The organism is bacterium, assembly GCA_035295165.1.
Classification (GTDB): Bacteria; Sysuimicrobiota; Sysuimicrobiia; order Sysuimicrobiales; family Segetimicrobiaceae; genus JAJPIA01.
Map to the genome: position 1 here is coordinate 14031 of DATGJN010000093.1, position 11740 is coordinate 25770.

Below are 11740 nucleotides of genomic sequence, written 5' to 3' on the forward strand. Positions count from 1 at the left end.
GACTTTCGGCTCGCGGCCATGGTGCGGAGCATGCGTCCACCCCAAACCGGCAAGGTGTCAGGAGTCACGATGATGACGCGCTACCCGATGGCCGTGCTCGTGATCGCGTGCCTGCTCGCGGCGGGCACCGGGGCGTACGGTGCTGCGGCGACGCCCGCGGGCGCAGACACGCTCCAGCCCATCTTCGGCCGGCTGCTCGGTGATCCGTCGGTCATTCGCCTGAGCGCCGTGCCCGATCCGCAGGCGGGCGACTACTCACGGATCAATATTTACGCAGAGCACGCCGCGATTCAGGGCCTGCGCATCGATCAGCTGTGGATCCGTCTACTCGATGCGAGTTTCGACGCCGGCCAGCTTCGACAGGGCGCGCTCAAGGTCCTCAACGTTCGCGACAGCGCGGTCTATGGACGGGTGGCCACGGCGAGCGTCGAAGACTTCCTGAACCACGAGAACACGGTCAAGGACGCGAAGTTGAGCACCGACGGGGATACGACGGCCGTGGAAGGGACCGTCGTCTACCAGGGCCTCCCCACGCACGTGCAGATGCAAGGCGTGTTCCAGGTCTACGGCCAGCCCGAGATATTCTTTCACATCCAGACGCTCGTCGTTGACAGGATTCCCATGCCCCAGCAGCTCGCCGACCAGTTCGAACGTCAGATCAACCCCGTGGTGGACTTCCGCGGGTGGCCGGTGGCGTTTCCTCTCCGCGCCTTCCACCAAACAGGCACCGCGTTCGTGCTGAGCAGCCAGGCCGATCTCTCGCAGCCGTGCGATGCCTGCGGCGGCGCCCCCGTACAGTTGAAGCCCTAGCGGACCGCGTCCACCGAGACGTCGGTTTCTTCGGATCCGACCCCGTTCCCGTGAGCCGCGGTCCCGCGGCAGTATTGGCTCGTGCCGCGGCACGGTATCGCGCCGCCTAACCGTCTACGGGGAGGGGGTTTGTGGCATATTCTAGATATTCACGCTTCACAAACTCCAGTTCCTGGGTTCAGAGCAGGGCGGAGGCGGGGCATGACCGGGCGTCTGATTGCCATACGGTCGGCGCGGGGCCGCGAGATCGCCCCGCTCGTGGTCGTGTTCCTAGTGTACGTTGTCGCCGCCAAGCTCGCGCTGAGGCTTGCGATCGTCAACCCGAGTGCGACGCCGGTGTGGCCGCCGACCGGGATTGCCATCGCATCGCTCCTCCTGTTGGGCGTGCGCGTCTGGCCCGCCGTCTTCGCGGGGGCGTTTCTGGTCAATGTGACGACCGCTGGGACGGTGTGGACGTCGCTCGGCATCGCCTCCGGCAACGCCTTGGAGGCCGCCCTCGCGGCGCGGCTCATCACGGTGTACGCCGGTGGCGTCAACGCGTTCGAGCGTCCCCGGCACATCTTCGCGTTCGCGGCGCTGGCGGCCGCCGTGAGCCCCGCGGTCAGCGCGTCCGTCGGGTCGACCAGTCTCGCGCTTGGCGGTTTCGCACCGTGGGCCGACTATCCACGCGTGTGGCTGACGTGGTATCTTGGCGACGCGACCGGGGCGTTGATCGTGGCTCCGTTGCTCATCCTGTGGGGGCTCGACCGCTCCGTGCGGTGGAGCCGCGACGAGGCGCGCGAGCGAGTTGCGTTCACCCTCCTGCTCGTGGCCGCCGGCTGGATGGTGTTCGGCGGCGTGTTCTCGCTGGAGTTCCTCACGGTGCCGTTCTTCGTCTGGGCGGCGTTCCGGTTCGGCTGTCGCGACACTGCGACCGTCATCGCCGCACTCTCGGCGATGGCGGTCTGGGGCGCGATTCGGGGCGCGGGGCCGTTCGCTGGCGCCACGCCCAACGAATCGCTGCTGTTGGTGCAGGCGTTCATGGCCGTCATGGCGATCGTCGCGCTCCCGCTGGCCTCGGTCGTGTCGGAGCGGCAGCGGCTGTACACGCTCGTGGAGCGCGAGGCCATGCGGGCCGGCCGCCTTCGCGACGTCACGCTCGAGACGCTCAACGCCATCGTCTCCTCGGCCATGTCCTCCAGTGACCTCCCCACGCTCCTGGAGTCGACCGTCGATCTGGCGCTGAAAGCACTGGGGTGCGAACGGGGGGGGATCTGGGCCGGAGGCGTCGAGGTGTTCCGTGGCGTGCCCAGGGAGGTCGGGGAATCGATGTTGCACGCCGCCCAGTCCTCCGGGCGCGAACTGCGCGCCCCGGTGGCGGTACAGGATTGGCAAGACCGCCCAGCCCCGGGCGCCGACGACTTGGTCCCCGTCATGACCCGGTTCGACACTCGCGCGTCCCTCACGGCGCCGATCCAGACGAACGGCCGGTGCATCGGCGGCGTGGCGGTGCTTTCCGCGAGCCCTCGGATGTGGTTGTCCGACGAAGCGATGCTGGTCGAGGCGATCGGGAAGCAAATCGGCGAAGTGGTGGAGCGGTTGCAACTGGTCCAGACCACGCAGCAGCGCACCGCCGAGCTGGAGGCGTTCTACGATTTGAGCCGGGAGTTGCGGAAGGCCCGGAGCGTGGAACAGATGTATCCGATGATCGTGGGGCACGCACTCGGGCTGTTGGCGGCCGACCACGGCGCGCTGGTGTTGGTCGGCCCGGATCGCAAGACCCTCGTCCACGCGCACACTGCGGGGATGGAGGCACAGGAGCCGGGGTCCGCGTTCCCCGCGGAGGGGACGCGGTCGGAGATGGTGTTGAAGACGGGTGTGGCGTTTGTCACAGAGGACTTCAGCACCGAGGCGCCGCCCCGATTTTTCCGGCGCGACGCCTACCGCCAGTTCGGGCCGCTCGTGATCGTCCCGGTGCGCTCGGAGGAGGAGAATATTGGGACGCTCCGGCTGGGGCGTCGGAAGCGCCCGGGCGCCCGCCCGTTTGCAGATGCCGAGGTGCGGCTGCTCGAGGGGATCGCTGAAGTCGCGGGGACGGCCATCCACCGCGCGCGCCTGCACCAGGATCTCGAACAGTCCTACATCGAGATGGTGCTGGCGCTGGCCCGAGCCGCCGATGCACGTGACAACTACACCGGCGATCACAGCGAACGGATCGCGACCCGGGCCGTGGCGCTGGCGCGGGCGCTCGGGCGCACGCAGGCCGAGGTCCAGGACATCCACTGGGGCGCGCTCCTGCACGATATCGGCAAGCTCGGGGTGCCCGACAGCATCCTGCGGAAGCCGGGTCCGCTGAGCGAGGCGGAGTGGCAGGTCATGCGCCAGCACCCGGTCATCGGTGCGGAGATCCTCCGGCCCGTCGATCGCATGCGCAACGTGGCGATCCTCGTTCGCCACCATCAGGAACGCTGGGACGGCACCGGGTATCCCGACGGGCTCCGCGGCGAAGGCATTCCGCTCGGCGCTCGCATCCTGGCCGCGGTCGATGCGTACAGCGCGATCACCGACGACCGCGCCTACGACCGGGGGCGGACCTCGGACGCCGCGGTGGCGGAGCTCCTGCGGTGCGCCGGCACGCAGTTCGATCCGCGGGTGGTCGAAGTGTTCTGCGGGATGGTGTTGGGTGGAGACGATCAGGCGAACCTGCCCGCGCGACCGGCGCTCGCGCGTGGAGGGTCGGCCATCCGGCACCCCGCCATGGAGATCGCGCGCTCCCTGTCGTACGCGCAACAGGTGGGACGGGCGGTTCCCGCCATGACCGATCTCGCACGGCGTCTCCTGCGCCCGCTTGATCTCGCGGCCGTCCTCGACGAGATCCTCGGCCAGATTCATGAGGTGTTTGGATATCCCATCTGCGCCGTGCTCTTCATCGACGAGCGGACGCAGGAACTGCACGTCAAGGCCCAGCGCGGCTACGATCCCGGCGTGGTGAAGGACCTGCGCCTTCGCGTCGGCAAGCAGGGAATCGCCGGGTGGGTCGCCGACCACCGGCGCCCGCACTATGCGCCCGACGTCGCGAAGGATCCCCTGTATGTGGCGGGAGCGCCCGACGCCCGATCCAACGTCGCGTATCCGCTCATCGTCGACGATCGGGTCATCGGGGTGCTGGACGTGGAAAGCCCGGCCGTCGATGCGTTCCCGAAGGACGTCCGCGACCTGCTCGAGGCCTTTGCCGTGTTGGCCGGGCTGGCCATCCTTCGCGCGGAACGAGACGAGGAACTGAACCACCTCGCCTTGACCGACGGGCTCACCGGACTGGCCAATCGTCGGGCGCTGTGGGACGCCCTGGAGCGCGAGACCGCGCGGGCGACGCGCGCCGGCTGCGCGGTCTCCGTGGTGCACGTCGAAGTCGACAAGTTCAAGCAGATCAACGACAGCCTGGGCCATCTGCAGGGCGATGCGATCCTGCGATCGGTGGCGGACGTGCTCAAACGGAACAGTCGCGCCGCGGACCTCGTGGCGCGCGTCGGCGGGGACGAGTTCGTGCTCCTCCTGGCCGACACGCCAAAGGCCGCGGCCGCGCAGATTGCCGAGCGCGTGCGGCACCACGTGGAGAAGATTCTCGTGCTCGGAAACCCGCCGCTCACCGTCAGCGTGGGCCTGGCGAGTCTGCCTGAGGACGGCGGCAACGCGGAGGCGCTCATGGACGCGGCCGACCGGGCCATGTACCGGGCCAAGCACGCCGGGGGCAACGGCGTCCAGGTCGCCTGAATCCCACTTCGCCCGCGCGGGGTTGCGTCGCTACCTCATGCCCCGCCGAGCGTGAGGATCAGATCGGTCCCCAAGGCGATGAAGAATCCCGCCGCGAGGCCGGACGCCGCCCACACGGGCGCCGAGAGACGCCGGCTCACCGCGAACATCTCGCCGATGATATAGATCAGCGCGCCCGCGGCGAGGCCGAGGAACAGCACGAACGCCGGCAGCACCGTCACCTCGTACCCCACGAGTGTTCCGACGAACGTGGGCCCGCCTCCAATCAACCCGAGGAGTCCCAAGAATCGCCACGGCGCGCGCTCGGCGGATACCGACAGCGGGGCGGCCACGGCGAAGCCTTCGGTAATGTTGTGCAGCCCGAACCCGATGATGAGAATGGTCGCGAACCCGATCGCGTTCGTGGCGGCGGCCTGGCCGATCGCGAGCCCCTCCGAGAAGTTGTGCAGACCGAGGCCGGTCGCGATCATCAGCGCCATCTGCCCCGGCAGCCGGTCGTTCGGTGCGCGCCCGCGGGTGTTTCTGGCGTCGAAGACGACCAGACCCACGAGTCCCACCACCACACCGAGCACCAGCATGCCGGCGAGGATCGCGAACGTCCCCCAGTGCCCGGTCTTGGCGCCGGTCTTCATCGCGTCCACGACCGGTTCGAGCGCCTTCGACAGGATGTCCCAAATGAGAAACAGCAGAACTCCGAGCGCGAGCGCGGTGAGCAGGCACTGCAGTTGCGTCGTCTTCTGCTTGAGACGCGCAACAGGCAACCCCAGGTAGATGGTGAACCCAGCCAAGGCCCCGAGCACAACCGTTTGAGCGAAACTCACCTGTGCCTCCTCACTGCTCCGCTGCGTTCCACCCCGACGCGGGCACGGTCTTGGTATTAGGATAACCGAATGATTCTAGAGTAAATCACTCAAGAATATCCTGTCAAGAACTGAACATGTGCGGCGCTCGAAAGTCGTAGGGACGCAGGGCGATTTCGGTCTACTCGGTTACGACGCACCTCCTTGATAGGCGCAAGATCCTCCACACAATAGTCCGGAATCTCTCACTTTGAACGCAGTGTGTCGCGCCGTTGCTCCTGAAGACGACGGGGATGAAACGGTTGTGGCTCTTGCTGCTCTTTCTCGCGGCGCTCCTTGTCGGAAGCGCGCTACCGCCATCCGCGCTGTACCCGAAAGCGGCGCGGTATTACGGGCCGACGTGGATCGAGAACTGCCGGTTGTGGGTAACGTCGGCCAACGGGCTTTCGCGCTGTCTCAGATCCGAATGATCTTGCGCTTGCCAAAAGGGGAGGAGACCAAGATGCGCGGGATTCTTGCGGTGCTCTGGTTATTGACGCTCGTGGTCATCACGTATCCTGCGCCCGGGGGCCCGTTGCCGACCTATCCATCGCCGCCCGGCGTGGCGCTGCCGGCCTATCCGCCCGCACCGGGTGGGCTCGCCGCGACACTGTAATCCGCGTTCGACCCCCCAGACACAGGCGTTACTTGCAGGCCCCACACCCGGCCTAATACAGGCCCTCGTTTACCGCCACAAGGAACTCCCCACCGCTGCGGTCGCGCGACCTTGCTCGCGCCCGGCGCGCGCGGCCCCTTCACGAACCGAAGGATCGAGTACGTTCCCGCGGACCGAGGCGAGTGTCGACACGGTCCGCGTCGTCGGGAAGGATCACCTCGGTTCGCGCGCCGCCGCCCCGCAACGTTGCCAACACGGTCCGGAGCGATACGACGCAAATGGGAGGGACGGGGGCTTTCAGCGTCAGGATCAGCACCCGATCATACCCGGCCGCCAGATCCGCGTTGTCGATCGAGTAGACCCCGCCGTCCATGTCGCCGCGGCCTTCGATCGTGACGAGACGCCGAAGACCGGGGACCGCGCTACTGGCCGCGAGCGCGTCGATCAGGTCGACACCGCCGGCCCGGTCGACGGTGCGCCGCTCTCCGCGTCGACGGCGATCACCAGCACGTTCTGCTCGGGCCACGTGTGCACCGGAAGGCGCGAAGCGATCTCCTTCCACCGCTCCGACTCAGGCACGGTGGTTGTCGGCGCGGTCAGCGATCCGAGCCGCTTCAGGATGTCGCTGGTACCGACGGCTCCCTCTTTCGCGCGCATGAAGGCGGCGCGCCATTGCTTGAAATCGACCGCCGGCGGCGATTCTTGTGTTTGCAGGCGGGGGTCCACCTGTCGCGGTACAATTCGTCCAGTGACAGCCCACCGCTTGTGATCTGAACCGCGACTTGAGCGCCGGCGGAGGTACCCACAAACAGGTCGGCGTTACGAACGTCGATGCCCGCGTCGGCCAGACCCGCAATCACCCCGATCTCCCAGGCGTTCGCGGCGTGTCCTCCCGCTCCAAGGACCAACGCGCGACGTATCAGCAACCTTCCTCCTTGCGCTGAATTCCGAGGAGGCCGGCCGACTCCCGGCCTAGCCGCACCCTCCCGTGACGCCCAGGTTCCATGTCTTGCAACCGTCGCTGGGACCGCGTCATTCGCGGCCCGGAATAGCGTTTGGCCGCTCCTATTCTTCGATGGCACCACCAATCCGGCGCAAGTGCTCGCGAAGGGTCGCCGCCGGATTGGACGCACGCCAGGCAAGGAAATCGGCGAACTGCAGTTGCGCGCGCAGTGACGTGCCGCCGCGCATCTTCCCCGCCTGGGCGCGCTCGGTATCTCGAATCGAGCGTGCGATCATCGCAATCTCTTCCGCTCGCGCCAGCGGCAGGAACAACACACCGTTCACGTCGCCGATCGCGACATCGTCGGCGCCAACGGTCCAGGAGCCAATGCAAGCCGAGCCGAGGGCATCGGCGTCCCGCGGATCGAGCCGGAGCGGTCCGGTCGGGCACTCGCCAAGGCTGAACATCGGGAGGCCAATCTCACGGAGCTCCTGCGTATCCCGGTGCAGCCCCCAGAGGACCATCCCCGCCAGGCCGGCGAGTTTTGTCTCCAGGGCAATGAGATCTCCGACGCATGCTTCGTCTCGACGGCCGGAGTTGTCGATCACCAGAACGTCGCCCGGCGAAGCATGTTCCAAGGCTTCAAGAAAGATATCGACGCTACCGTAGTGCCGGACGGGCCGAACTCTGCCGGCGATCCAGTCGGATGGGCATAGCGCCCGAACTTCACATGGCGCACAGCGGACGTCCACCCCGGCTCGTACGCAGGCATCGGCCACGTGAGGCGTTGTGAGGCCCTGAAAGAGCGTGGACACACCCGTTGCGTGCATCTTTCCTCCTTAGCTCTGCCGTGAGTCCGAAGCAGAGGTCTCAGGGAACTGCAGCGCTCTTGTTATCGCCCCGTGCGCGCATCGCATCCAAGCCCGGGAAACTAGTACGCGTCCAATCCGAGAACTTCCGACAGCCTGTCATCCCGGCGTCGCAGGATGGACGTGATCGTCGCAGTGATGGTGCCGGCGTCGTCGCAATCGGCGATCGCCTCCTCGATGTCGGCAAGTGCGCCCTCACCCCACAGGGTGTCTGCGTGGCGGGTAAGTTGGATGACCGGGATGAGAATATCTGCCTCGTGCGCGGCCGCAAGTCGATGGGCCCCACAGAGCGCGATCTCGTCAAAGGCGACAATCGGACTCTCCGTCCATCCATTCGATTGCATCGCTTGGGCAAGACCGGCGAGCTTTTCACGGTCTGTTACTGGATGGGGGACAATCAGGGCCCTGGGGTTCAGCAGGTCGCACAGATCATCAAGATCGTCAAGGATGCGGGCCCGACTCATCGGCGCACCTTTCGCGGCGTCGTGTCCGCGTCAGTCAGCCATGCCTCGATGAGTCCGATGGTTCTTCGAGGGTCCCGGCGCGACGAGGACCCGGTTGAAGCTCCGAGTCAAGGTTCGACGAGAGGCTGCGACCCGACGATCTGTCCGCTCTGCTTGGCCCATCCCGTGGTGCCGCCTGGCGCAGGCCGTTGAGCAGAAGTCATCTTCTTGCTCAACCGCGAGTACGGGCTTCTCTCGCCCGCATTCCAAGCAGCGCGTGGGTGACATTGCGATACCTCCAGAGACGTTCGTAGAGAACAACCGGGGTGACCGAAAGCGTCACCCCGTCAGTAAGGAATACTCGGAACGGGCCTCGTTTATTCCACAATCCTCTCAGGCGACTCCGCGACGCCGCTGGCCTTCTGCGGCATCAAGCGGAGCGCGGTCTATCGGTTTCGGGCAACGTCGACTCTGGATTCGCGCGCGCCGTACCATGCAAGCCTCGCAAAGTTGGGCGCTGTGCACGCGGTTCCAGAGCGGGATAACGAGAGAAGCGATGTGCCCGATCCCGCGACGGGGCGGAACCGGGATACGCATCGCACGAGACTCCCCGTCCACAAGTTGACCCTCAGGGCGGGGCGTGTCTATACTTGAGTTGAAAACCCCGCACGTCAGAGTACCACTACGGAGGTGCCCCATGGAGCTCGCCGGCAAGAAAGTCGCAGTGCTCGCCGAGGATCACTACGAGAACCTCGAACTTTGGTATCCTGTGTTCCGGCTCCGCGAGGCGGGTGCGCATGTCGCGATTGTCGGCCCGAAGGCCGGGGAGACCTACAAGAGCAAGGAAGGGTTCCCTGCCAAAGCGGACATGTCGATGGACGATGCGCGGGCGTCCGACTTCGACGCGGTCATCGTTCCAGGCGGATACGCGCCAGACCGGATGCGGCGACATCAGCCGATGCTGCGCCTCGTACGCGAGGCGTTCGAACAGGGCAAGGTGGTCGCGTCGATCTGCCATGCCGGCTGGGTGCCGATTTCGGCGGGAATCCTCAAGGGCCGGACGATGACATGCGTGAGTGCGATCAAGGACGACGTGGTGAACGCGGGAGCGCACTACGTCGACAAGGAAGTCGTCGTTGACGGCAACCTGATTTCCTCGCGGACGCCCCCGGATCTGCCGGCGTTCTGCCGCGAGATCATCAAGGCCCTCAGCGGGGCGAAGGTCGGGGCGCGGGCGTAGCCCACCCGCACGCATTCGCTGCGATGGCGCGGATCGCGGGATGATTCTCGAGGGCTTCCCGGTCGGGCCGGTTCAGGCGAATTGCTATCTCTTCGGGGACGACGCCGTCGGCGAACTCTTCGTGATCGATCCAGGGGACGAGCCGGAACGGATCCTGGCCGCGGTGCGCAGGCACGGCGGACGCGTCGCGGCGATCGTCAATACCCATGGCCATTTCGACCACGTGATGGCCGTCGAGGCGGTGCGCCGGGCGACCGGCGCACCGTTCTGGATCCACGAGGCCGAGCGCCAGGTGCTGGCGGAGGGGCCCGCGCGCGCGAAGGAGATCTTCGGCGTGGACGTGCCGCCGTCCCCGGCGGTGGACCGGTGGCTCAAGGACGGGGAGCTGCTCCGTGTGGGGAGCCTCGGCCTGACCGTTCGTCACACGCCCGGGCACAGCCCCGGGGGCGTGTGTCTCCTGGGGGAGGGGTTGGCGTTCGTCGGCGATACGTTGTTCGCCGGCAGCATCGGACGGACCGATCTTCCCGGCGCGAGCACGGAGGCTCTCTTGGAGTCGATTGCGCGCGTGCTGCTGCCGCTACCCGACGACACGATCTGTTACCCTGGGCACGGTCCGGAGACGACGATCGGGGAGGAGCGGCGATCCAACCCGTTCCTCCAAGGCCTCCAGGCCGCTCGGAAGCCCAAGTAGATATAAGCTTCACAGGCTCCAACCGGGCCGATCCTGGAAACCGATTGGATACGTCCTGTCGGAAGACCGGCGAACGCGGGTCGCGAGAGACGTTTGGGCAGGTCGGAGAGAGCCCGGACGATTTCCAGTTTTTTTCACGCGGTGATCCTCCGTTTCAGTCAGACTCCGTGTGCGACCGAACGGTCAGGAATTGATACCCGCAAACCTCGTGGATAGCGGCCTCTTGGTGGAGTGAAGCGAGGATCGGCGGAATGCCCCCGCCATGAAAGAAGGCGATGCGTTTCACGACATAGACCAGAGTTTCCCCATCTCGTTGTCGAACTCACGAGGTTCGAAAGCGAATGTCCCAGCTCCCGGCGTTGGCGTCAGTTCGCCGAAGTAAACTTTGTCCGCGGTATCGTACAGGTCCACCCGGACGTAGTCCAGCCCTTTTGCCAAAGCCTCAGCATACTCGATCATCGCTTCAAGGTGCCGAGGAGGAGCTGGGTCTGCGTCAAGCTGCTCCATGCCCCACTTTATGTCCAATTTGGTCCAAGGGCGTCGATGCACTGTGCAGCGAATGTCCTGAAACCGCCCGGCCATGACGGAAATGATCTCGACCCGCCCATCGAAGACATGGAGCTTGTAGTCCCTAGGCACCAACCCGGTGCCATCGTTGATGTACTCCTCGATCATGATGCGGGGGACGATGCTCTTATAGGGCCGTTCTCGAGAGCAGTGGAAGAAGTTCTCACGGAGCCACCGCTGGCAAGTCCCGACGAGCTCCCGCTGATTAAGTCGTGTCTTATCCTGCACGAGCACGATCCACCCCGAGGCGTGGGTTGGCTTCACGACAAACTTGTCCGGTAGCGCGTCGAATGGGATGTCGGCCGGGTCCTTCGTCACCCAGTACAAGCGCGTCAACGCCTGTTCGCCGATTCGTTCTTTGACGTACTCGCGCACCGCGTACTTGTCCTGCAACCGCGCCCAAATCGGTCGGCGGTCGAACAAGATGCGATGCACCAGCTTCTCATTGTACGTCACTGGATGAAGAAGATTCGGATAGACTCCGAATATGAGCTTGTGACGCCGCATCAAAATGAGCATCGATGCGACCTGTTCTGGCAGCACAGCCTTCACCGCACGTTCCAGCGCTCTCTGCACGGTGACCTCCCGGGCTGGCGCATACGACGTTCCGAATTCGACACCACACTACCAATATGAGAGGCTTTTCGCTATCCGTGCCCAACCCTCTCGCCCCAAGACCACCCCGCCGCCGACTGAACCCTCTGCCGCAGCATTCAGTCGCCGACGAGGCTCAACCGTTTCCACGTGCGAAACCGCCATCCACGTGATTCGCTCGATCGCTCACGAGATGCTCGAGAGCTCTCCGCCGCCTGCTACTCTACCGCCTCTCAGCCTGCCGCCATCGTCGCGGGCGTGGCGACGATGGGAAATGGAACCATGCGGGCCGGAACGGGCCAAGGAAGGGTCGAGAGCGTTAGGGAATCGATTAGCGAATTTCCAAACTCGGGAGCGCGTAGTCGGGAGCGTCAAGGA

At 65.7% G+C, this 11740-nt stretch carries 12 protein-coding genes and 1 pseudogene; 6 read left to right on the forward strand and 7 right to left on the reverse strand.

Features of this window, described 5'->3' with window-relative positions:
- Positions 1 to 72 precede the first annotated feature (72 nt).
- Together VKZ50_16220 and VKZ50_16225 are read left to right on the forward strand one after the other, a co-directional pair.
- Complete coding sequence (locus tag VKZ50_16220; protein HLJ61272.1) at positions 73 to 810, forward strand: hypothetical protein; 738 nt, start codon at positions 73 to 75, stop codon at positions 808 to 810.
- 201 nt (positions 811 to 1011) lie between these two features.
- Positions 1012 to 4560, forward strand: a complete 3549-nt coding sequence (locus VKZ50_16225) for a diguanylate cyclase (GenBank protein HLJ61273.1) — start codon at positions 1012 to 1014, stop codon at positions 4558 to 4560.
- Between the two features lie 35 nt (positions 4561 to 4595).
- On the opposite strand, the gene VKZ50_16230 is transcribed toward VKZ50_16225, so the two are convergent.
- Positions 4596 to 5381, reverse strand: coding sequence for a zinc permease (locus VKZ50_16230; protein HLJ61274.1), 786 nt, complete (start codon positions 5379 to 5381; stop codon positions 4596 to 4598).
- A gap of 272 nt (positions 5382 to 5653) precedes the next feature.
- Here VKZ50_16230 and VKZ50_16235 point away from each other — a divergent pair, with 272 nt between their 5' ends.
- Both VKZ50_16235 and VKZ50_16240 read left to right on the forward strand, forming a co-directional pair.
- Positions 5654 to 5830 carry a hypothetical protein gene (locus VKZ50_16235; GenBank protein ID HLJ61275.1) on the forward strand — a complete coding sequence of 59 codons (177 nt, stop codon included), beginning with the start codon at positions 5654 to 5656 and terminating at the stop codon, positions 5828 to 5830.
- A gap of 32 nt (positions 5831 to 5862) precedes the next feature.
- Positions 5863 to 6015 carry a hypothetical protein gene (locus VKZ50_16240; GenBank protein ID HLJ61276.1) on the forward strand — a complete coding sequence of 51 codons (153 nt, stop codon included), beginning with the start codon at positions 5863 to 5865 and terminating at the stop codon, positions 6013 to 6015.
- Between the two features lie 139 nt (positions 6016 to 6154).
- Here VKZ50_16240 and VKZ50_16245 read toward each other — a convergent pair whose 3' ends face one another.
- From VKZ50_16245 to VKZ50_16265, 5 genes and pseudogenes are all read right to left on the reverse strand, one after another.
- Positions 6155 to 6388 (reverse strand): hypothetical protein, encoded by a 234-nt coding sequence (locus tag VKZ50_16245; GenBank protein HLJ61277.1) that lies wholly within the window; start codon positions 6386 to 6388, stop codon positions 6155 to 6157.
- A gap of 24 nt (positions 6389 to 6412) precedes the next feature.
- Positions 6413 to 6463 (reverse strand): annotated as a pseudogene (locus VKZ50_16250) (hypothetical protein).
- Positions 6460 to 6741, reverse strand: coding sequence for a hypothetical protein (locus VKZ50_16255; protein HLJ61278.1), 282 nt, complete (start codon positions 6739 to 6741; stop codon positions 6460 to 6462). Before VKZ50_16255 ends, VKZ50_16250 begins: the two are co-directional and overlap by 4 nt.
- Before the next feature lie 339 nt (positions 6742 to 7080).
- Entirely contained in the window at positions 7081 to 7788 is a 708-nt protein-coding gene (locus VKZ50_16260) for an RraA family protein (GenBank protein ID HLJ61279.1), read from the reverse strand.
- Positions 7789 to 7889: 101 nt separating this feature from the next.
- Positions 7890 to 8291, reverse strand: a complete 402-nt coding sequence (locus VKZ50_16265) for a ParB/RepB/Spo0J family partition protein (protein ID HLJ61280.1) — start codon at positions 8289 to 8291, stop codon at positions 7890 to 7892.
- A 676-nt stretch (positions 8292 to 8967) separates the two neighbouring features.
- On the opposite strand from VKZ50_16265, the gene VKZ50_16270 reads away from it, so the two are divergent.
- Together VKZ50_16270 and VKZ50_16275 are read left to right on the forward strand one after the other, a co-directional pair.
- Positions 8968 to 9510: a type 1 glutamine amidotransferase domain-containing protein gene (locus VKZ50_16270; protein HLJ61281.1), complete on the forward strand. Its 543-nt coding sequence runs from the start codon at positions 8968 to 8970 to the stop codon at positions 9508 to 9510.
- A 40-nt stretch (positions 9511 to 9550) separates the two neighbouring features.
- Positions 9551 to 10201 (forward strand): MBL fold metallo-hydrolase, encoded by a 651-nt coding sequence (locus tag VKZ50_16275; protein HLJ61282.1) that lies wholly within the window; start codon positions 9551 to 9553, stop codon positions 10199 to 10201.
- A 282-nt stretch (positions 10202 to 10483) separates the two neighbouring features.
- On the opposite strand, the gene VKZ50_16280 is transcribed toward VKZ50_16275, so the two are convergent.
- Positions 10484 to 11344, reverse strand: coding sequence for an ATP-grasp fold amidoligase family protein (locus tag VKZ50_16280; GenBank protein ID HLJ61283.1), 861 nt, complete (start codon positions 11342 to 11344; stop codon positions 10484 to 10486).
- Positions 11345 to 11740 lie beyond the last annotated feature (396 nt).